Origin of the sequence: Pseudomonas sp. AP42 (genome assembly GCF_001728935.1) — a bacterium.
Classification (GTDB): domain Bacteria; phylum Pseudomonadota; class Gammaproteobacteria; order Pseudomonadales; family Pseudomonadaceae; genus Aquipseudomonas; species Aquipseudomonas lactis.
On record NZ_LYSO01000022.1, the window covers coordinates 1 to 19555 of the forward strand.

A 19555-nucleotide genomic window follows, 5' to 3' on the forward strand; every position below is an offset into this window, starting at 1 on the left:
AACCGCCCCGTCATCGAGGTAGCGCGACAGCGCTGCCCAGCGTTTGAGGCTGTAATCAAATGCTCTGCTGATGGCTGAACCTTCGGGCACAAGATCACGCTGGGCGATCATCCAGGCATGCAGCCTATCCATCACTGGCGCGGCTTTTTCTTGCCGTATTCGGCGCCGTAATTCCGACTCCAGGTCACGCACTTCGCTCTCGATTTCGTACAACAACTGGATGTAACGCAGGGCCTGCTCGGCGAGCTGGCTCTTGTTGGTGGCATGCAATTCGAAAAACTTGCGCCGGGCGTGGGCCATGCAGCCGATCTCGGTCACGCCGAGTTCGAAGCTGGCCTTGTAACCGCCAAAATCATCGCAGACCAACTTGCCTTTCCAGCCTTGCAGGAAGTTGCGAGCATGCTCACCGGCGCGGCTGGGGCTGAAGTCGTAGACGACAGCGGCTGTTTCGCAGAACTGGCTGGTGGCGTAAGCCCAAACATAAGAGCGGTGGGTTTTCTTCGTGCCCGGAGCGAGCATCTGTACGGGTGTTTCATCCGCGTGCACGACCTGCTGCCCGATCACTACGTCACGCAGGGCATCGACCAGTGGCTGCAACTGCACGCCCGTAACGCCGACCCATTGAGCCAAAGTGGAGCGTGGAATCGACAAGCCAGCTCGACCAAAAATCGATTCCTGACGGTAAAGCGGAAGATGATCAGCGAACTTCGCGATCATGACGTGGGCAAGTAATCCGGCAGTCGGGATGCCCTTGTCGATAACTTGCGCAGGTACCGGCGCCTGGATCAGCGTTTCACAGTCATCACAAATCCACTTGCCACGAACATGGCGCTCAACGGTAAACACGCCCGGCGTGTAGTCCAGCTTTTCGCTGACATCTTCACCGATGCGTTTAAGCGCACAGCCGCATGGGCAGTGAGTGTTGTCCGGTTCGTGATGGATCAACGTTCGCGGAAATTCTGCCGGCAATGCCGTGCGCTTGGGCCTTAGCTTTTCCTCGGTCGCCTCTGGTGCTATTTGCAACGCCTGAAGCTCGGCCTCAATCGCCGCGATATCAGTATCGATCAGGTCATCTAGCAGGCTGGCCTGTTCAGGATTCATCTGCTCGCTGCGCTTGGCAAACTTCAAACGCTTGAGCTGGGCGATCTCGTGGGTCTGTTTCTCAATGACTGTTTGATCACGGTTGATTTTCTTGCCCATAGTGTCGACTTGCGAGAGCAACTGCGCTGCGAGGACGCGCAGTTGATTGGGAGACAGTTGGTCGAGATTGGGCGAAGAAGTCATACGCCGGACTTTGCCAGAGCGGGCGTTTCGCGACGATAGACCGATAGGCTAATGGCTGCCGTTAAAGCAGTGTGATCGAGCCTCCAGAACCTGCGCGTTGCCATGGCAGCCCCAGCAACAACGTTTGAAGTTGCTCGGCATCCAGTTCCATCTCAGGACCATGGCGGATGCCAGGCCAGTGGAACTTGCCTTGGTTTAACCGGCGCGCCGCCAGCCATATTCCGAAGCCGTCATGCACCAGCACTTTCATGCGATTGGCGCGGCGGTTGGCGAACAGATAAGCGCAGTGCGGCTGCGCCGCACCGAACACCGCGATCACCTTGGCTAGCGCCGTTTCGGTGCCTGCGCGCATGGCCATCGGTTCGGTGGCGAGCCAGATGGAGTCGATGTGAATCATCGCAGAATATCTCGAAGAAAAGTCGCGCAGGCGGCAGCACTTTCAGTGGGCCAGTCCACTTTGATGATGGCGCGCGGGTGCTGTATTTCAACGCAGATATTCGATGATGCTGGATGGGAGTTCGCCCCCGCAGGTGGGTGTGCCGGAATTTTCTGCGTTTGCAGCCGAATCCATTTGTGGACGAGGTTTGCGTTGAGGCTATGGCCGAGCGCGACGCTGGCAATCGAAGCGCCTGGTTGGGCGCACTCTTGAATGATCTGGGCTTTGAAGGATTTGGAATAGGAACGGCGTGTTGGCTGCATGAAATACCCGCTTGAAAGGCTAGAATTGGTGTCCACTTAATTTAAATGCACACCATGTCTTCGCTTTGCAGAGCTGGGTAGATGACCTGGCCGGACGGTTACCCACTTTATTCTGACTCCGCAGATCATTATCACGGGTTTTTAAGACTTTACTCCGCGCAGTGGGGCTACGGTATATGGCTTTACCCAACACCTTGCAACAGGCATTTCGACGGTGATGGCGGATTGGGCAAAAGCAGCCAGTGAGGGTGTTTTTTTGGCTATGCCGGCAGCTCTCAGATTACTTGCCTGCAGTTGATGGCCAAGAAAATCGCCGTGATTCAAAGCACGTCGGGAGATGTGCCAGATTCTGGTCTCGACTCGCTGAACCAAGATGGTGATTCAGTTGAAATGACACTTGCAAGGCAGCTCATTGCTTCATAGTTTGACGGCCACCTTCGGGTGGCCATTTTTTTATAACGATCCCAATTTACCAGCGGCCAACTCGACACTTCAAAAACCATGCGTCCTGGAAAACCTATTTCCTGATGCACCTAAGAGACTGGTTTGAGAGGGTGTATTCGCTTTTGCGCGAGGACGCCCATGAACCTACCACGCCCTACTCGAACCACAGCGATACTCAGTCTGTGCCTTGCATTATTGGCAGGCATTCTGTGTTATGAGCATCATCAACTCTCCCAACTCCGCACCAGCTTGGCTGCGACTGCAGACAAAGAGTCGCTCGATGCGTTGTTGACGCGGCTTGGCAAAGTCGATGAGCGACTGGGCACGGTAGCCGGCAACCACCTGGTGACCAACGAGGACTTCCGAGCCGGGCAGCAGGCTTTATCGAATCGAATTGATGCCGCACAAGCGTATGCAAAGCAAGCGACGGAGTCAGCGCAAGAAATCTCTCAAAATGCTGCGTCTGCTGGTGAATTGCTAGTCCTCAAAGCCAGCGTCGAAACACTCGATAGCCGTCTTCAAGAACTCAGTCAGTCACGCATCAAACAAACCACTGCTGTGCCCCTCAAGCCCAAGCCTAAGCCCGTTGCCCGCCAACCAAAGCGGCCAAAACCGCCCGCTACCGCCACTGTCACACCGCAAACACCCCCTTTTACCGTTGTCGGTATCGAGTATCGCGGCGGTGAACGCTTTTTGTCCGTAGCACCGCCTGGCAGCACGCAGTTGAATCAAATTTACCTTATCCGACCTGGTGACGCTGTGGCGGGCACCGCCTGGCGACTCAACGCGCTGGACGGAAGATCCGCACGCTTTGACGTGGCCGGAACACCTCAAACCGTAACCGTCGCGCAATAGGACCTCCTTTATGCACTCCCCTACCACTTCCTCGAAAACAATGAAGCCCAGGAACATTTTGGGTTTCATTGCAGGCTTGGCCACCTTCGCGTTTGCATACGGCTGTCATGCGGCTTCGGGGCAATCAACGTCGATCTCGAACACTCAGAACAGTGAAGTTCACAACTCTTCTCAAGGAGCAAGTCAGACAGAACTCGCCCGCGAGTGGGGATTGACCCCCCAAGAATGGTCCCGTTTTCAAACTGTGATGGAGGGTCCTCGCGGAATCTATTCGCCAGGCCTGGATCCTCTGACAGCACTTGGCATCGAAGCGAAGTCGGAGGAGGAGCGGCGACGCTATGCAGAGCTGCAGGTGCGAGCCGAGCGACAGCGTATCGATAAGGAACTGGCGTACCAAAGGGCCTATGACCAAGCCTTCGCACGTCTTTACCCCAATGAAAAAGTCATCCAACTATCGTCCAACCCTGCATCTGCTCCTGGCTCGGGAGCGTTAACTGCTGTGAAAGGCACTGGACGACTAGCCGTTTTTGTTCAAGACAGTTGCAACGCATGTATTGACCGCGTCAAAGACTTACAAAACCAGAAACAGTCCTTTGATCTGTACTTCGTTGGTAGTCAAGGTGATGACGAAATAATTCGCCGCTGGGCCATCTTGGCTGGAGTCGAACCGGCCAGCGTGAGAAGCCGACAGATCACATTGAATCACGATGCCGGTCGATGGCTTGGCCTTGGACTCGGCGGTGAGCTGCCGGCCGTGGTACGCGAGGTGAATGGACAATGGCAGCGTCTGTAATTCGCGCGGCTTTAACGGGGGGGCTACTGCTCACCGCGGCATTTGCTAACGGTGCCGAGGTTCCGCCACCGGCCTATCAGTTGATTGCCCTGCCTGCCGGCGTTCCGTCCGAGGTGCTGTACTCCGTTGCACTGCAAGAGAGTGGCACCCGACTTCGCGGCCAGATCGTCCCCTGGCCCTGGACGTTGAATGTCGCCGGCGCCGGATATCGCTTTGCGACACGCAGCGATGCTTGCAGAGCGTTGATGATCGCCCTTCAGACCGCAGGCCCAAATAGAGTCGACGTCGGGCTTGGACAAACCAACATCGGTGCCAACGGCCACCGTTATAGCTATCCCTGCGAAGGGCTGGATCCGTACAAAAACCTCTCGGTTACGGCCCAGATCCTGGCTGAGCAAAAAGCCAAAGGAGGCGACTGGATCACCGCTGCTGGTCGGTACCACCGCCCTGCCGGAGGCGAACCCGCTGCCCGATACCGACGAGCTTTTGCCAAACACCTCAGCCGGGTCACCGGTATCAACCTGATGGCGAATAATCCATGAATAGATTGCTGCATCTGCCTGTTTTGCTGTCTTTGGCCTCCCCCATGGCAGTGCATGCCACCTCGCTGATTGTTGTTGAAGACCGAGGGGGTGTTTCCGCTCTGCCCTACTACCAGTACTTGGCTCCAGAACCTACTGAGCAGTCAGCACAGTCAGAGAATATTGGTGTGCGTGGGCAAGGCTCGTTTCCAGTGCGCTCTGACCAACTGACACCCGGGCAGGTACAGGGCCGGGTAATCAATGCACCTGGCCTGCAACCATTGTTTCTTGTAGGCGACGATGAAAGCTCCAGAAAGTGGTTATCACAGCGCCGCGATCAGTTACAGCAACTGCAGGCAGTGGGCCTTGTGGTTAACGTGGCCAGCGCCGAGCGGTTTGCCGAAATCCAACGATGGGCAGGAAATCTACAGTTGGTCCCGGCTCCATCAAATGATCTGGCACAGCGCTTGGGAGTCCAGCATTACCCGCTGTTGATCACTGCCACAACGATCCAGCAGTAACCAGGGTATGGCCTCTCTTACGCACATCACCTTGGTCATCAAGCAACCAGATGACCCACGAGCAGGCCAACTGCTTTTTGAACAGGTCACCTATGTCGCCAAGCTCTATGGCGGCACCGTCATCGCCCGCGTACCTGGTGACGAGGTGGAGCTATGTCAGCGGCTAAAAGAACGACTGCCCGAGGCAGTTGAGCAAGCGAGGCAAGAGTTGGCCAATTCATCATCACGCATGAAAGGAGGATCCCGGCCCCATGAAGCTGACCAAGAAGCAACGCTGCGAGCTTCACGCTAAATTCGCGGGCCATTGCGCATACTGCGGTGTGCTGTTGGGTGACCGGTGGCATGCGGACCACATGGAAGCAGTATGGCGAGAACCAGAGAGGGTGGACGGCAAGTACTCCGGTGCCATCATTTTGGGGCGGCCAGAGAACCACGCCATCAGCAACATGATGCCCGCGTGCGTGCCGTGTAATTTGAGCAAGGCAGCGATGCCACTAGAAGTCTGGCGAGAGCGCATTGCTGGACACGTCAACTCCCTTAACAGCTACCACCCCATATACCGCCTGGCCAAGTCCTATGGGCTGATCGCTGAGACAGGCAAGCCAGTCGTTTTCCATTTCGAAACAGTGGGGCCATTGTCCCCTTTCACTCATAGGAAGTGATCCATGACCACCTCCTACACCATTGAGTCGTTACTACGCCCTGCTGTTGAGCTGTACACAGTTTGCGTATGTGCCGCTGCGGCGTTGCTCTGTATTTTCGCGCCCTGGGCGGTTGCTCTGACGCCTTTATTCGGCATGGTTGCCGGTACAGGCTTTCTGGGTCTAGGGTTCGTCCGCCTCAAACAAGCGTTGGTAGTGCTGCGTTACCGGCGCAATATTCGGCGCCTACCCCACTACACCATGACCAGCAAAGACATGCCGGTCAGCAATGAGCGGCTATTCATCGGTAAAGGCTTTCGCTGGACCCAAAAACATACTCAGCGGTTGATGGAGACTTACCTCCCAAAGTACGCCGAGTATGTCGAGCCCACGTCTATCTATACCTTTGCTCGCAGAATTGAGGAGCGTCTGGAGTTCGCACCCTTTCCACTCAAATTGCTGTCAAAGGCTACCTCGTGGGATGTGCCATTTAACCCGGCGCGTCCACTTCCTCCAGTCGGGGGGCTACCGCGCTTACACGGTATAGAGCCGAACGAAGCGGATGTCAGCCTGCCACTGGGTGAGCGGGTTGGACACTCCCTTGTATTGGGGACTACTCGTGTTGGAAAAACCCGCTTGGCAGAGTTGTTTATCACCCAAGACATCAGGCGTACCCGCCGTAGCCCCCGGCGCCGCGTTCATATGGGGCGCCGCGTGCAACCCGTTCATCGAAGCCAGCGCAATGTAGAAATGGACCTGGACCGCGAAGTGGTGATTGTCTTCGATCCTAAAGGCGACGCAGACCTCCTGAAGCGCATGTACATCGAATGCAAGCGCGCAAACCGACTGGAGGAATTCTACGTGTTCCACCTAGGCTGGCCCGATCACTCCGCTCGCTACAACGCCGTCGGCCGGTTTGGTCGGATCTCGGAGGTTGCCACCCGCATTGCCGGCCAACTTTCGGGGGAAGGCAATTCCGCGGCATTCCGGGAATTCGCCTGGCGTTTCGTCAACATCATCGCGCGCGCCCTCGTGGCACTGGGACGTCGGCCGGACTATGAACAGATCCTCAAGCATGTGACAAACATTGACGCGCTGTTTATTGAGTATGCGCAGAAGCACTTTGCTGAAAATGATCCCAAAGCCTGGCAAACCATCGTTGAGCTGGAAGGAAAGATCGATCGTAAGAACCTCAGTTTCGCCATGAAGGATCGACCGCTACGCGTGGTGGCCCTGGACATGTACCTCACTCAGCAACGCATCTCCGACCCAGTGATGGAGGGTCTGCGATCAGCCGTACGCTATGACAAAACCTATTTCGACAAGATCGTGGCCAGCCTTCTGCCATTGCTGGAAAAACTGACCACAGGCCGGATTGCAGAGCTGCTATCTCCCGACTACATGGATCTTGAGGACCCACGACCAATCTTTGACTGGATGCAGATCATCCGCAAACGGGCAGTGGTCTATGTCGGCCTGGACGCTTTATCTGATACAGAGGTAGCTGCAGCGGTGGGCAACTCGATGTTCAGCGACCTGGTGTCAGTTGCGGGTCACATCTATAAGTTTGGCATCGATGATGGCTTGCCCGGGGCCACCGGCGGCAAGGTAGCAATTAACGTACATGCGGACGAATTCAACGAACTGATGGGCGATGAATTCATACCGATGATCAACAAAGGCGGTGGTGCCGGCATGCAGGTCACGGCCTATACCCAAACCATGAGCGATATTGAGGCAAAAATCGGTAACCGGGCTAAAGCTGGCCAAGTCATCGGTAACTTCAACAACCTGTTCATGTTACGTGTACGTGAGACTGCAACCGCCGAGCTGCTGACCAACCAGTTGCCAAAGGTCCAGGTGTTTACCAGTACACCAGCAAGCAGTGCAAACGACGCTATTAACGGCAACACCGCTTTCACCTCTAACACTCACGATCAGATCCAAAGTGTCAGCGTACCGATGATCGAACCGGCGCATGTGGTTGCCCTACCCAAGGGGCAATGCTTTGCCCTGATAGAGGGCGGGAATTTGTGGAAGATTCGTATGCCGTTGCCGGCAAGCGATCCCGATGAAGTGATGCCCAAGGATCTTCAGGCCTTGGTTGAGGGCATGCGTAAAGGATCCGGAACCAGCAGCGACTGGTGGCAAGCACCGGGATATGACGCACTAAGTGAGTCGCTTCCTGATGACTTGGTAGACGACTTCCGCCAGATGGCCAATAACGGAAAAGCCGCATAGGCTTGAAGGAACAGAGCCATGGCCGATATCGCGGAAAAAGCCCAGCAACAGCAGGAAGGTCAAAAAAACTTCCTGGGCATGCTGTTCTCTACCCCTTTTCATTTCTTGGGGGTGATGTTCGGCTCCTTGCTCGGCGCCATCGTCGTTGAATGGCTTTGCATGTACACGTTCTGGCCGGATGCCGGCTGGAAACATGCTCAGCAGATGTTCCAACATGAACTGGGCTGGCTGTCCCAGGATCTGCTGCACAGCGTTGTCATCAAAGAACCGGGGCGTACGGCAACCTGGCTGGCACAAACGGTCTATGACTGGCTGATGGTGAAAACCGGCATGCAGGACAATATAAATGCACTGACACAGTACGCTCGCTCAACATCACCACAACAAACGGGAACCTTGAACCTTCGCTACGAACTCGGTCGGGCGATGATCAAATTCCAGGACTATGGCTTAGCCGCGTTATACACAGTCCTGACCTTCTGTGTGCGAATGGTCATTCTGACGTTGACGATTCCGCTGTTCGCACTGGCGGCGTTCACTGGCTTGGTCGATGGCCTGGTGCGGCGTGATCTACGAAAATTCGGCTCCGGCCGCGAGTCAAGTTACCTGTATCACAAAGCCCGGGGGACGATCATTCCGCTGACCATCGTGCCCTGGACGGTCTACCTGGCCATCCCCATCAGCATCAGCCCCCTTTTGATTCTGTTGCCCTGCGCCGTGCTGTTGGGTGTGTCCGTTTACATCACCGTTTCAAGCTTCAAAAAATACCTTTAGGAGCTGCCCATGCAGTGGACACAAGAACAGCAGCCCATCATCCATTCCACGGCTGACAAGCTACTGGTTCAGGCTTTTGCCGGTACCGGCAAAACCACCACACTGGTGGGCTACGCCACACAACACGCCTCGGTGAAAATGCTCTACCTCTGCTACAACAAATCCGTCGAGCTCGCTGCCAGGGGCCGCTTTCCACGCAGAAACGTGGTGTGTAAGACGGCGCATGGCCTCGCATATGCAGTCTATGGCAGTCAGTACGCCACCAAGCAGACCAATAACTTACGCCTGACGGACATCGCAAGGGCCATCAACACCCAGGACTGGGAGCTCGTGCGGGATGTCCTCAGCACGCTTAACAACTTCATGGCCAGCGCCGATGACGAGTTGGGCCGTGTGCATTTTCCCAGATTCCAGGGGCAACGAATGCTCACAAGTGCCCAGGAACGTTTCCTGAACAATGCTTTAAACGTGGCTAAAACCATCTGGAACCGGATGATCGATCTGCAGGACACAGCAATGTCGATCACCCATGACGCTTACTTGAAGCTGTATCAGCTAAGCAAGCCCGACCTGAGCGAACGATTTAACGCCATTCTGCTCGACGAAGGTCAAGACGTGAACCCAGTTATTGCCGACATAGTAAAAATACAACGGGTCCGCAAGGTGGCAGTCGGCGATCCCCACCAGCAGATCTATCGCTTCCGCGGCGCAGAAGATGCGCTCAACAGCGACTGGATGGCCGACGCCGAACGTCACTACCTGACCCAAAGCTTTCGCTTCGGCCCTGCCGTCGCGCATGTGGCCAACATCATTCTTTTTTACAAGGGTGAGACACGAAAGCTGCAGGGGTTAGGTTGCAATACCCTGGTTAAACGGGCTCTGCCTGAAGAGCTACCGCATCGCACGTTTATCCATCGTACCGTGACCGGCGTCATCGAGAACGCCCTGCAGCTGGTCGCAAGCAACCCCAAGATTTTCTGGGTCGGCGGTATCGACAGCTACTCGCTACGCGATCTGGAAGATTTATACCTATTCAGCCGCAACCGTAACCATGAGGTGCAGAACCGCAGGCTGTTGAGAGATTACCGGGACTTTTCACAGTACGTGGAAATAGCCGAGGTAAGCCAGGATACGGAGATGTTGCGATCGATCAAGATCATTACAGCCTATCCGGACCTGCCCCAGCGGATCCAAACCCTACGTTCCCGCTCTGTAGATAACGAGCTCGACGCCACCGTGACACTCACGACTGGGCACAAGGCCAAGGGGCTGGAGTGGGACTTTGTCAGCCTGTATGACGACTTTAGCGCTGATCCGCTTTCACCCGATATCGATCAAGGTCGTAAAGATGACGAGTTGAATTTGCTGTACGTGGCGGTGACGCGAGGGATGAAGATCCTAGCGTTGAACTCAATGGTGCTTTCTATCATGCAGCGCTATGTCGATGCTCGGACCTCTGCACTCCAACCTCAGAAATCACGCGCTTAGCAACAAACTATTTCAGATTGCTGGCACGCGCTTATTATTGAAACCCTGGTAGCTCTGCACATTGAGGACGTCGCCATGGGCCGTCAGAAATTTGAATACCACACTGAGTTCTCTCCCTTTCAGTACGTTGTCAGAACCAAAAAGCTCTTCATGTTCAAGTCCGAAGAGCCCACCACTGAACCCGACACCCAGGGTTTTCTGGAAGATTCTGAACGTCAAAACCGCCTTGCTCAATTAGGCAGCGAAGGCTGGGAGCTGGTCAGCGTGCAGCCCGTGGTCAAAGGAGAAGTCAAGGTTGGCAATCAAAACGCCCAAGGCTGGGCTTACGGATTCGCCTTGCCCATCGGGTATCTGCTGTTCTTCAAACGCCCTATCCACTGTGATTGATGGTGTCAGTACCGTCAGAAGAAATCCTTACAGTCCTGAATATGGTTTTCTTGCGGCGACCATAGCTTGATCACGGCAAGCTGACGGCATCAGGAATGACTAGAGCCCAGCCGTGATCCAGTACCCGCGTCTCACTGCACTCACTTGCCGACTTGCCTTGCCAGGCCTCATCGCACTTTTTGGATGCGGCCTGCCTGTCTCTCATGCGACCGCTGCTTCAGCCTCCGAACAGGCCAACCTGGACGTGATGATCCGCCAGTTGAATGCCTTAGAGGACACCGCACGTCGTAGCGCTCAAGTGGCCTACGAACCTGGCAAGCGTTACTTCTTCGATTACCAGCGTCTAGCAGGTGATATCGCTCGAATTCGTCATGGGTTGGAGGGCTATCTAACCCCAACCCGAGCCCAGCCTCGTGATCCTGTTGAGCTGTCAGGCCAATACACGACCGAAGGACGCAAGCCATGAGCATGAGCGGCGCTCAGGCTGCTGCGTTTCAAGCGGCAGGAGGATTTCCTGCCTCGACGAGCTACCTGTTTTTCGTCGGCGTCGCTGTAGCCATCATCTTTATGTGGGGCGCCTGGGCTATCTGGAGCTGCTACCGAGGATGGGCCACTGGCAACCTTGATCGAACGATTGCCTCGACCTCGCTCGTCCGCATCCTACTGCTTTGCATGATCCTCACCACATTTGTTCTTAGTTGACCCTATGGGAGATACACCATGACTTCATTCTTAAAACCGGGCCGCATGCTGATCGGGTTGCTTGCTCTCCCCCAACTGGCCATGGCGGCTCTTCCGCAGTCTCAGCCTCCTACCCGGGGGGAAGGCTCTAACCTGATGCAAACCATGCAGAACTACGCCTTTGACGGTTTTACTTTGCTTGGCCTCATCATCTGCGCAGTCATTTTCAGTGGCGTTGCTTGGCATGCCTTCGGCACCTACCACGAAATTCAACTTGGCAAGAAAAAATGGGGAGATCTGGGGGCGACAGCCGCCGTTGGCGTCGCCATCCTCGGTGTCGCCATTTTTCTGGTCACCAAGGCTTCAAATATTCTTTAAAAGAGCCGTGGCCATGACAGAACTCTCAGACGATGGGACCCTGATTTTCCTCCCTGTGCGATTGAACAATCAGCCAGTCATCATGGGCGGCCTTACCGCTGACGAAATGTGGGCCACCTTGGCGTTGAGCACCGGCGCAGGGCTGGTTATCGGTATTCCGGCCGCGATATTGACCCAGATTTGGGCACTTATCATCGGCGCCGCCATGCTCTGTGCTGTCCTAGGGCTGTTTCTTGCCAGTCGTTTCTTGCGTCGGTGGAAACGCGGCCGACCTGATACATGGCTATACCGCCAGATGCAATTGAACATCGCGCGGTTCTTTCCTACCTGGAATAAAGCCCTGCTGATTACTCGTACAGGTGCGTGGACCTGTCATCGAACGGAGGTTCAATGACTTACCGTAAAAAAGTAGACGCCCAACTGGCCCACATTAACAGCCTGCGCATGGTCATTGGTTTTCTCATTGCCCTGGGTCTGTACATGGCTTATGGCTGGCAGAGCGCACCGCGTGACCTAACTGTTCATGTACCTCCAGATCTACGTTCAGGTAGCACCCGTAAGTGGTGGGATATTCCACCGGAGTCGGTATACGCCTTCGGTCTGTACATTTTTCAGCAGATGAACCGTTGGCCCGTTGACGGTGAAACCGACTACGAGGACAACATTACCCGCTTGGAAAGCTACCTGACTCCCAGCTGCAAAGCCTACTTGCAGAAAGATTTCGAGCTACGCCGCAATAGCGGGGAACTGCGCAAACGTGAGCGGGGTGTATTTGAAATTCCAGGCAGAGGCATCGACGATAAGTCTGAGCAACATATTGAACAGCACAGCATCAATGACTGGACCGTCAACCTGGACATCACCGCTGACGAGCACTACGGCGGGGAGCGCGTAAAGCGGGCATTTGCTCGCTATCCGTTAAGAATTATCCGATTCGACGTCGATCCCGAAAAAAACCCATTCGGCTTGGCCTGGGACTGTTATAGCAGTAATCCACAACGCATCGAAGTCTCCGCAGAAACGACCAGAGCAGGAGGCAAATGATGACACGCCGCCTACTGATCATCGGGCTCGTAGCCCTTCACTTCTGCGGGTTGGCCAACGCCGTCGAAATCCTGCGCTGGGATCGTATCCCTATAGCACTGCCCTTGATCGTGGGTCAGGAGCGTATTGTCTTTGTGGACCAAAACGTACGGGTGGGTCTGCCTCGTAACCTCGTCGACAAACTGCGCGTGCAGAGCACCGGTGGTGCCCTCTACCTGTTGGCGAAAGAGCCGATTGAACCGACTCGCTTACAGCTGCAGAACATGAACTCCGGTGAGATCATGCTCGTGGATATCATCGCAACGGTAGGGAAACCAAATCAGGTCGCATCCGAGCCGGCTAAAATTGTAGCCGGGGACAGTCCCGCCCCGCGTTACGGCCAAGTCAACGCCAAACCTACAAGCAACCATTCAACTTCTTCCACGGCCCAAGCCAGCGCTCAAGCCGAGGAGGATGAGGACGCGCCGAAACCGCGTCGTGAGACCCCTCTTCCGGTGGTCATGACGCGCTATGCCGCACAGATGCTTTACGCGCCCCTACGCACCGTTGAGCCCGTGGAGGGGATTGCTCAGATCAATCTGAAGCGCGGTTTGGACCTCACCACCCTAATGCCGATATTGCCGGTCGAAGCCTCTGCGTTGGGGTCGTGGCGGTTAGACGAGTATTGGGTCACGGCGGTGAAGCTACGTAACACAAGCGCCCAAAACCTCACATTGGATCCGCGTGACCTGATGGGTGACTTTGTCACCGCGACTTTTCAGCATCCCTACCTTGGCGCCAAAGGTGATTCCAGCGACACCTCGACGGTCTACTTGGTGACCCGTGGTCATGGTCTAGCCGAATCGTTATTGCCGGCCGCCATCAGCCAGATCGATCCGAAGGGAGGCCGTCGTGAAGAGTAATCCACTTGTTAAATACCTGGTCATACCGTTCGCGATCCTGGCGATATACGTAGTGGTCAAATTATTCAATCGCGAAAGTGCCGACCAACAGGTTCATGCGCCGGAAACGGTTGTACTTAGTACGAAGGAGGCTAAAAAGCTTGGGGTTGACGGAGATACACCCAGCGACACATTGCGCACCATTGTCGTGGAAAGCAGACAACTCAAGGACCAAGTCTCCAATGCTTTGAAGAACAATGACGAACTAAAGCAACAGAACATCGAGCTGCAAAAACGCCTGCAGAACATCGACCTCAACGTCGATAACAAACTGCAGAACGTTCAGCAAACGATGAAGCAGGAGGCGCAACAACAGAGCCAAACCCTCTTGGACACACTGCAGCAGCAGTACAATACCCTGAGCAGCAAATCGGGCAGTGGCAATGAGTCTGGATCTGATTTGCCGATCGGCTTCGGCGTTCAGCCAGGTGACGGTCAAGGCTTCAAAGGCGGACCTGGCGCGGACGTTGTTTGGATAGAGCCGCAGGACGCAACGCCGGTCGATGTCAACGGCAAGCCCATCGCTGCAGGGACAAATCAAACGGCAAGCGGCTTCAACTTCCCGACCTCTTTTGGCGAGTCCGTGGACCGAGGACAAAATGCACTGCGCACGGGCGCTCAAAGTGTTGCGAATGAAATCTCGCCACAGGAGGCCCGCAAACAGGTGCGCAAGGTCTACACCTTGCCGCAGAACTCGACATTGATGGGTTCGGTGGCCATGTCCGCGCTGATCGGCCGGGTGCCCATTGACGGCACTGTCAACGACCCCTACCCGTTCAAGGTATTGATCGGGCCGGACAATCTCACGGCCAACGGCATCGACTTGCCCGACGTCGCCGGCGCGGTGGCCAGCGGAACGGCTTCCGGCGATTGGACCCTGTCTTGCGTACGCGGTCAGATCAAAAGCCTGACGTTCGTCTTCAATGACGGCACTGTGCGCACGCTGCCACAACCTCAGGAAGAAACGAATAGCAGTCAAAATAGTAACAATCAGAACAATGGCAACCAAACCACCATTCAGGGTGGCCTGGGCTGGATAAGCGATGCCTATGGCATTCCTTGTATCAGTGGCGACCGCAAAAGCAACGCCTCGCAATACATTGGCTCGCAGGTACTGATTACCGCCGCCGGCGCAGGTGCTGCCTCCCTCATCAAGTCAGATGGAAACAGCGGCTCTTTTATAAACCCTCAGTCCGGGACCATCGGTTCTGTCGGCGGCTCGGGCAGTGAAGCCATGGGCAAAATTATTGGCCAGGGCGTCAATGACGTCTCCAGCTGGGTCAACAAACTCTACGGGCAAGCCTTCGCAGCGGTGTATGTACAACCCGGGGCAAAGATAGCTGTGCACCTGGACCAGCAACTGACCATCGATTACGAACTCAATGGCCGCAAGGTCAACTATCGCTCAGGAGCCCGTCATGTTTCGACTGCGCTTGACTAATCATGGCTTAAAACTAGGTGCATACCTGGCCATCGCCCTACTCGCCTCGGCCTGTTCCACCAACAAAGACGAATTGCTCCCCCATGGGGACCGCACAATGATGGACGTTTGGGATCAAGGCTCCAGCGGCTCAAGCAGCTCGAGCAGCCGCCAATTGCTCGATGCACGCCAAGATCTTCGTCGGCCTCTGGAGACGAGGGAAACAGACAACACCATGTTCACACGTACCGCACAAAACGAGATCTACAGCCAATTTAAACGCCTACCCAATCCCGACCTGGTGATGTACGTCTTTCCTCATTTAGCGGGTTCAGACCCGGCACCGATCCCAGGCTACACCACGGTGTTTCCGCTGTATCAGCGGGTGCAATACGCCATGCCTGGCGAACGCACGGAGGCATATTGATGGGTTTTTTTGAACGATTCAAAACGCGACGGGCGACAGAGCGTGTGGAACCTGGCGTAACACCAGGTTCGCCGTTATCTGACGATGTGCAGGGACCAGCAACCGAGACGTTTGAGGCTGCTACAGAGCGTTACTACGAACGCCTTGCTGCCATGGGTATTCCCTCGCCGAGCGATTGGCGTAACCCAAAGAAAAAGCCAGCCACAACCGCTGATGCTGACCGTCTATACCACGTCAACCCCTCCTTCGTAGACCTACTGCCGTGGGTAGATTACCTGCCTGCAGAAAAAGCCATGCTATTGGAAGACGGCGTGTCTCGTGCTGCCTTTTTTGAGCTGACACCGATTGGTACTGAAGGTCGGGATCCCGAATGGTTACGCAAGGCCCGCGACGCCCTGGAAAACGCCCTCCAGGACTCCTTCGACGAGCTTGAAACCTCACCCTGGGTGGTTCAGCTCTATGCCCAGGACGAAACCAGCTGGGACGATTACCTTCAGCAACTGCATGACTACGTTCAACCACGCGCACAAGGCAGTGCATTCACCGAGCTTTATTTGAAGCTGATGAAGCAACACCTGGAATCCATCTCCAAACCAGGCGGGCTGTTTGAAGACACCAAGGTCAGCCAACTGCCCTGGAGGGGCCAACAGCGCCGCGTCCGTGTTGTTGTCTACCGCCGTACCCAAGGCGCGCAAGCGGATGTGCGAGGCCAGGCACCAGGTCCTTACCTGAAAATCATCTGCGATCGCTTGGTGGGCGGCTTGGCGAACGCCGGCATTAAAACCCATCGCATGGATGGCCACGCCATTCGCCATTGGCTGATTCATTGGTTCAATCCACGTCCCGATCATCTTGGCCCTGCCGATGCAGATATTCGCCGCTTCTACGAATTGGTGTGCAAGCAAGCACCTGGTGCTGCAGAGGGCGAGCTGCCGCTCGCCAGCGGCACTGACTTCTCGCAAAACCTGTTTTATCGCGAACCACTGTCAGATATAGAGAAAGGTCTGTGGTATTTCGACGGCCTTCCCCATCAGGTGGTGATGCTTGACCGCTTGAGGGATGCTCCCAAGACCGGGCACTTAACCGGTGAAACCCGAAAGGGCGGTGATGCGCTCAACGCACTGTTCGACAAAATGCCAGAGGACACCATTCTCTGTATCACTCTCGTGATCACCCCGCAGGACATTCTCGAAGGGCATCTGGAACAGCTTTCACGCAAGGCAGTTGGAGACACTCAGGCCTCGATCCTGACACGCGAAGACGTCGCCACCGCCCGTCAGTTGCTCGGGCGCAAGCACAAGCTGTACAGAGGTAGCGTAGCGTTTTACCTGCGGGGTAAAGATGATGCCCAGCTGCACGAACGCAGTTTGCAACTCAGCAGCGCATTGCTGGGTGCGGGCATGGAGCCGGTGGAACCTCGGGATGAAGTGGCACCGCTGAACTCCTACCTTAGATGGCTACCCGGCAACTTCGACCCCAATGCGCGCAAAGCACTGGAGTGGTACGCACAACTGATGTTCGCCCAACACATTGCGAACCTGGCCCCCGTCTGGGGTAGGTCGACCGGAACCGGGCACCCGGGTATTACCCTGTTTAACCGTGGGGGAGCGCCGATAACCTTCGACCCGCTGAACAAGCTGGACCGGCAGATGAACGCGCATTTGTTCATTTTCGGGCCTACGGGTTCAGGTAAATCGGCCAGCGCGACAAACATCCTTAGCCAAATCATCGCCATCTATCGGCCACGTCTATTCATTGTGGAGGCTGGCAACAGCTTCGGCTTACTCGGTGATTTCGCCAAAAAGTTGGGTTTGACGGTAAACCGGGTTCGACTTGCACCTGGATCGGGTGTCAGCCTCGCGCCATTCGCTGATGCCGTGAAGCTCATCGAACCCAGCCAAAACGTGAAGATTATCCAAGCTGATGATCTTGAGGCGTCGGACGAACATCTGACTAGCCAGACCGAGGATGAACAACGCGACATCCTGGGCGAGATGGAAATTGCGGCCAGGCTGATGATCACCGGTGGTGAAGAAAAAGAGGATGCCCGTCTTACTCGTGCCGACCGTAGCGCCATCCGCCAATGCATACTGAATGCAGCGAAAAAATGCGTGACGGAGCAACGTATCGTTCTGCCGGAAGATATCCGTGAAGCGCTGCGAGAAATGGGACTCGAGCCCGGTATTCCAGACGCCCGAAGCTCACGATTCTTGGAGATGGCGGAAGCCTTGTCCATGTTCTGTATGGGCACCGAAGGCGACATGTTCAACCGTCCTGGCACCCCATGGCCAGAAGCGGACATTACCATTGTCGACCTTGCCACCTATGCGCGAGAAGGCTATAGCGCACAGATGGCCATCGCTTATATTTCCCTGCTCAACACGGTCAACAACATTGCCGAGCGTGACCAGTTTAAAGGCCGTCCGCTGATCTGCTTCACCGACGAAGGCCACATCCAGTTGAAGGTCCCACTCCTATCCCCCTACTCCGTCAAGATTACCAAAATGTGGCGAAAGCTCGGCGCCTGGTTCTGGATGGCCACCCAGAACGTTGACGACGTGCCGCCAGAGGCCTCAGCCCTGCTCAACATGATCGAGTGGTGGATGTGCTTAAACATGCCGCCTGATGAGGTGGAGAAGATCGCGCGGTTTCGTGAACTGACTCCTGCACAGAAGTCGATGATGCTGTCAGCGCGTAAAGAAAGCGGCAAATTCACCGAGGGCGTCGTGTTGTCCAAAAGCATGGAAATGTTATTCCGGGCGGTACCACCGAGTTTGTATCTGGCCCTGGCCATGACCGAGCCGGAAGAGAAAAAGCAACGCTTCGACATCATGCAAGCCAAAGGCTGCAGCGAGCTGGATGCGGCCATTGAAGTTGCTGCAACGCTTGACCGCTATCGCGGTATCGAACCTCACATCATTACTTTCCCCGAGCAAGTCACGGCCTTGGAGCGCCAAGCATGAGAGCATTGAATTCCCTGACCCAGAACCTTATAGAAAGTCTGACCCAGCTGCTTGAACAACCGGGTGAAGACGCCCTTCAAACCCTTGAGGTGTGTGCCCCCGTTTTGATAGAGCAACTGCAACAGGTTTTGGTTCGTGCGGTGGATCGTCGTGACATCGAGTCCCAACTTCACGCGGTGTTAGCCAATTGGCTGCTACAGCACCCACAACCCGAGAATGCTGAGAACGCTCTTCTTGAGGCCCTTCGTAAACAAGCGCTGCTTTCATCGAAGCCAGCAGAGGCTCGGGCATGATAGGCCTTCGCAAATATTGGTTGATGCTGGGGTGCGTTTTGGCAGGCACATCGATGGCCTGCTTAGCCCTCACTCGAAGTGAGATACCATCCCCGCACAACACAGGCCCGTGGTTGTTTGGTCCTTCCAAAGCACGCTGGACTGTGACTGAGTTCGCGGATCTGGAGTGCCCCTACTGCAAGACGTACACACCTGCGTTGAAAACCTGGATACAGCAGCAGAAGGATGTAAACCTGCAGTGGCATCATCTGCCACTGGATGTGCACGGTCCGACCGCATTACACGAAGCCAAGCTCGCTGAATGTGCGGGGGCGCTTGGTGGCGCACCTGCCTTCTGGCAAGCCATTGACCAGATTTTTGACCGGACCCGTAGCAACGGTGAGGGTTTCAATGGGCATCTGAACGTCGTTGATGTTACTTACCAGGACTTATTGTCCTGTGCAGCTACCGACAAAGTGATCGCCCGGCATGTTGGCCAACAGGTCGAGGAGGCCCTCAAAGCGGGCATTACGGCAACTCCTACTGTGATAATTAAAGACAACACGACTGGCAGCTCCGTAAAGCTTGAGGGACCAGCTGACGGGGTATTGTTATTATCAGCTCGTGATTGGCTGGCTCAAAAAAAGAGCTGCGACGCTCTGCAAAAGTCGAACGTTAAATCACTTAGCCATTGTCATTAAATGAGCTTGCATTCCATTCATACATTTTCATGCCCGGCATGTCCTACGCGTGGGCCGAAAGAGACAGCGCAAATACGGTG

General features: G+C 55.4%; 24 protein-coding genes and 1 pseudogene. 22 read left to right on the forward strand and 3 right to left on the reverse strand.

Going from position 1 to position 19555, the window contains the following annotated elements:
- The 3 genes from A7K61_RS11000 to A7K61_RS31210 all read right to left on the reverse strand — a co-directional run.
- Window positions 1–1284, reverse strand: a 1284-nt coding sequence (locus A7K61_RS11000) for an IS66 family transposase (protein ID WP_069557552.1), incomplete at its 3' end; no start/stop codon positions are given.
- 61 nt (window positions 1285–1345) lie between these two features.
- Complete coding sequence (gene tnpB, locus A7K61_RS11005) at window positions 1346–1681, reverse strand: IS66 family insertion sequence element accessory protein TnpB (protein WP_024073357.1); 336 nt, start codon at window positions 1679–1681, stop codon at window positions 1346–1348.
- Window positions 1678–1983 (reverse strand): transposase, encoded by a 306-nt coding sequence (locus A7K61_RS31210; RefSeq protein ID WP_093235877.1) that lies wholly within the window; start codon window positions 1981–1983, stop codon window positions 1678–1680. The genes tnpB and A7K61_RS31210 overlap by 4 nt, the downstream gene beginning before the upstream one ends.
- Before the next feature lie 191 nt (window positions 1984–2174).
- Here A7K61_RS31210 and A7K61_RS34200 point away from each other — a divergent pair.
- The 22 genes and pseudogenes from A7K61_RS34200 to A7K61_RS11100 form a co-directional block, all read left to right on the forward strand.
- Window positions 2175–2406 (forward strand): annotated as a pseudogene (locus A7K61_RS34200) (DEAD/DEAH box helicase); the annotation flags it as partial.
- Between the two features lie 159 nt (window positions 2407–2565).
- A complete protein-coding gene (locus tag A7K61_RS31220) occupies window positions 2566–3282 on the forward strand; it encodes a hypothetical protein (protein ID WP_024073356.1) in 717 nt (238 codons plus the stop codon).
- A gap of 40 nt (window positions 3283–3322) precedes the next feature.
- Window positions 3323–4075, forward strand: coding sequence for a TIGR03759 family integrating conjugative element protein (locus A7K61_RS31225; protein ID WP_024073355.1), 753 nt, complete (start codon window positions 3323–3325; stop codon window positions 4073–4075).
- A complete protein-coding gene (locus A7K61_RS11020) occupies window positions 4060–4617 on the forward strand; it encodes a lytic transglycosylase (protein ID WP_008437382.1) in 558 nt (185 codons plus the stop codon). The genes A7K61_RS31225 and A7K61_RS11020 overlap by 16 nt, the downstream gene beginning before the upstream one ends.
- Complete coding sequence (locus tag A7K61_RS11025) at window positions 4614–5117, forward strand: integrating conjugative element protein (RefSeq protein WP_008437383.1); 504 nt, start codon at window positions 4614–4616, stop codon at window positions 5115–5117. The genes A7K61_RS11020 and A7K61_RS11025 overlap by 4 nt, the downstream gene beginning before the upstream one ends.
- Before the next feature lie 7 nt (window positions 5118–5124).
- Window positions 5125–5409 (forward strand): hypothetical protein, encoded by a 285-nt coding sequence (locus A7K61_RS32370; protein WP_024073354.1) that lies wholly within the window; start codon window positions 5125–5127, stop codon window positions 5407–5409.
- A complete protein-coding gene (locus tag A7K61_RS11030; protein ID WP_008437384.1) occupies window positions 5369–5779 on the forward strand; it encodes a hypothetical protein in 411 nt (136 codons plus the stop codon). The genes A7K61_RS32370 and A7K61_RS11030 overlap by 41 nt, the downstream gene beginning before the upstream one ends.
- A gap of 3 nt (window positions 5780–5782) precedes the next feature.
- Complete coding sequence (traD, locus tag A7K61_RS11035) at window positions 5783–7999, forward strand: type IV conjugative transfer system coupling protein TraD (protein WP_024073353.1); 2217 nt, start codon at window positions 5783–5785, stop codon at window positions 7997–7999.
- Window positions 8000–8017: 18 nt separating this feature from the next.
- Complete coding sequence (locus A7K61_RS11040) at window positions 8018–8773, forward strand: TIGR03747 family integrating conjugative element membrane protein (RefSeq protein ID WP_008437388.1); 756 nt, start codon at window positions 8018–8020, stop codon at window positions 8771–8773.
- Window positions 8774–8782: 9 nt separating this feature from the next.
- Window positions 8783–10261: a UvrD-helicase domain-containing protein gene (locus A7K61_RS11045; protein ID WP_008437391.1), complete on the forward strand. Its 1479-nt coding sequence runs from the start codon at window positions 8783–8785 to the stop codon at window positions 10259–10261.
- A gap of 75 nt (window positions 10262–10336) precedes the next feature.
- On the forward strand, window positions 10337–10648 hold the full coding sequence (locus A7K61_RS11050) for a hypothetical protein (RefSeq protein ID WP_008437393.1): 312 nt from the start codon (window positions 10337–10339) through the stop codon (window positions 10646–10648).
- 157 nt (window positions 10649–10805) lie between these two features.
- Complete coding sequence (locus A7K61_RS31230; protein WP_256557770.1) at window positions 10806–11114, forward strand: RAQPRD family integrative conjugative element protein; 309 nt, start codon at window positions 10806–10808, stop codon at window positions 11112–11114.
- Window positions 11111–11350 carry a TIGR03758 family integrating conjugative element protein gene (locus A7K61_RS11055; RefSeq protein WP_008437400.1) on the forward strand — a complete coding sequence of 80 codons (240 nt, stop codon included), beginning with the start codon at window positions 11111–11113 and terminating at the stop codon, window positions 11348–11350. The genes A7K61_RS31230 and A7K61_RS11055 overlap by 4 nt, the downstream gene beginning before the upstream one ends.
- 18 nt (window positions 11351–11368) lie before the next feature.
- Window positions 11369–11707: a TIGR03745 family integrating conjugative element membrane protein gene (locus tag A7K61_RS11060; protein WP_008437401.1), complete on the forward strand. Its 339-nt coding sequence runs from the start codon at window positions 11369–11371 to the stop codon at window positions 11705–11707.
- 13 nt (window positions 11708–11720) lie between these two features.
- On the forward strand, window positions 11721–12101 hold the full coding sequence (locus A7K61_RS11065) for a TIGR03750 family conjugal transfer protein (RefSeq protein WP_008437403.1): 381 nt from the start codon (window positions 11721–11723) through the stop codon (window positions 12099–12101).
- Window positions 12098–12751, forward strand: a complete 654-nt coding sequence (locus A7K61_RS11070) for a PFL_4703 family integrating conjugative element protein (protein ID WP_020302977.1) — start codon at window positions 12098–12100, stop codon at window positions 12749–12751. The genes A7K61_RS11065 and A7K61_RS11070 overlap by 4 nt, the downstream gene beginning before the upstream one ends.
- Window positions 12751–13653, forward strand: a complete 903-nt coding sequence (locus tag A7K61_RS11075) for a TIGR03749 family integrating conjugative element protein (RefSeq protein WP_008437410.1) — start codon at window positions 12751–12753, stop codon at window positions 13651–13653. The genes A7K61_RS11070 and A7K61_RS11075 overlap by 1 nt, the downstream gene beginning before the upstream one ends.
- Entirely contained in the window at window positions 13643–15133 is a 1491-nt protein-coding gene (locus tag A7K61_RS11080) for a TIGR03752 family integrating conjugative element protein (protein ID WP_024073352.1), read from the forward strand. Before A7K61_RS11075 ends, A7K61_RS11080 begins: the two co-directional genes overlap by 11 nt.
- On the forward strand, window positions 15111–15539 hold the full coding sequence (locus A7K61_RS11085) for a TIGR03751 family conjugal transfer lipoprotein (protein ID WP_008437412.1): 429 nt from the start codon (window positions 15111–15113) through the stop codon (window positions 15537–15539). The genes A7K61_RS11080 and A7K61_RS11085 overlap by 23 nt, the downstream gene beginning before the upstream one ends.
- Window positions 15539–18502: a conjugative transfer ATPase gene (locus tag A7K61_RS11090; RefSeq protein ID WP_024073351.1), complete on the forward strand. Its 2964-nt coding sequence runs from the start codon at window positions 15539–15541 to the stop codon at window positions 18500–18502. The genes A7K61_RS11085 and A7K61_RS11090 overlap by 1 nt, the downstream gene beginning before the upstream one ends.
- On the forward strand, window positions 18499–18795 hold the full coding sequence (locus A7K61_RS11095) for a hypothetical protein (protein WP_008437414.1): 297 nt from the start codon (window positions 18499–18501) through the stop codon (window positions 18793–18795). The genes A7K61_RS11090 and A7K61_RS11095 overlap by 4 nt, the downstream gene beginning before the upstream one ends.
- Window positions 18792–19475 (forward strand): DsbA family protein, encoded by a 684-nt coding sequence (locus A7K61_RS11100; protein ID WP_008437415.1) that lies wholly within the window; start codon window positions 18792–18794, stop codon window positions 19473–19475. Before A7K61_RS11095 ends, A7K61_RS11100 begins: the two co-directional genes overlap by 4 nt.
- The last annotated feature ends 80 nt before the right edge of the window (window positions 19476–19555 follow it).

Coding starts and splice junctions, on each gene's coding strand:
- tnpB (WP_024073357.1), bottom strand. CDS start 1,681: ATGATTCACATCGACTCCATCTGGCTCGCCACCGAACCGATGGCCATG.
- A7K61_RS31210 (WP_093235877.1), bottom strand. CDS start 1,983: ATGCAGCCAACACGCCGTTCCTATTCCAAATCCTTCAAAGCCCAGATC.
- A7K61_RS31220 (WP_024073356.1), top strand. CDS start 2,566: ATGAACCTACCACGCCCTACTCGAACCACAGCGATACTCAGTCTGTGC.
- A7K61_RS31225 (WP_024073355.1), top strand. CDS start 3,323: ATGAAGCCCAGGAACATTTTGGGTTTCATTGCAGGCTTGGCCACCTTC.
- A7K61_RS11020 (WP_008437382.1), top strand. CDS start 4,060: ATGGCAGCGTCTGTAATTCGCGCGGCTTTAACGGGGGGGCTACTGCTC.
- A7K61_RS11025 (WP_008437383.1), top strand. CDS start 4,614: ATGAATAGATTGCTGCATCTGCCTGTTTTGCTGTCTTTGGCCTCCCCC.
- A7K61_RS32370 (WP_024073354.1), top strand. CDS start 5,125: ATGGCCTCTCTTACGCACATCACCTTGGTCATCAAGCAACCAGATGAC.
- A7K61_RS11030 (WP_008437384.1), top strand. CDS start 5,369: ATGAAGCTGACCAAGAAGCAACGCTGCGAGCTTCACGCTAAATTCGCG.
- traD (WP_024073353.1), top strand. CDS start 5,783: ATGACCACCTCCTACACCATTGAGTCGTTACTACGCCCTGCTGTTGAG.
- A7K61_RS11040 (WP_008437388.1), top strand. CDS start 8,018: ATGGCCGATATCGCGGAAAAAGCCCAGCAACAGCAGGAAGGTCAAAAA.
- A7K61_RS11045 (WP_008437391.1), top strand. CDS start 8,783: ATGCAGTGGACACAAGAACAGCAGCCCATCATCCATTCCACGGCTGAC.
- A7K61_RS11050 (WP_008437393.1), top strand. CDS start 10,337: ATGGGCCGTCAGAAATTTGAATACCACACTGAGTTCTCTCCCTTTCAG.
- A7K61_RS11055 (WP_008437400.1), top strand. CDS start 11,111: ATGAGCATGAGCGGCGCTCAGGCTGCTGCGTTTCAAGCGGCAGGAGGA.
- A7K61_RS11060 (WP_008437401.1), top strand. CDS start 11,369: ATGACTTCATTCTTAAAACCGGGCCGCATGCTGATCGGGTTGCTTGCT.
- A7K61_RS11065 (WP_008437403.1), top strand. CDS start 11,721: ATGACAGAACTCTCAGACGATGGGACCCTGATTTTCCTCCCTGTGCGA.
- A7K61_RS11070 (WP_020302977.1), top strand. CDS start 12,098: ATGACTTACCGTAAAAAAGTAGACGCCCAACTGGCCCACATTAACAGC.
- A7K61_RS11075 (WP_008437410.1), top strand. CDS start 12,751: ATGACACGCCGCCTACTGATCATCGGGCTCGTAGCCCTTCACTTCTGC.
- A7K61_RS11085 (WP_008437412.1), top strand. CDS start 15,111: ATGTTTCGACTGCGCTTGACTAATCATGGCTTAAAACTAGGTGCATAC.
- A7K61_RS11090 (WP_024073351.1), top strand. CDS start 15,539: ATGGGTTTTTTTGAACGATTCAAAACGCGACGGGCGACAGAGCGTGTG.
- A7K61_RS11095 (WP_008437414.1), top strand. CDS start 18,499: ATGAGAGCATTGAATTCCCTGACCCAGAACCTTATAGAAAGTCTGACC.
- A7K61_RS11100 (WP_008437415.1), top strand. CDS start 18,792: ATGATAGGCCTTCGCAAATATTGGTTGATGCTGGGGTGCGTTTTGGCA.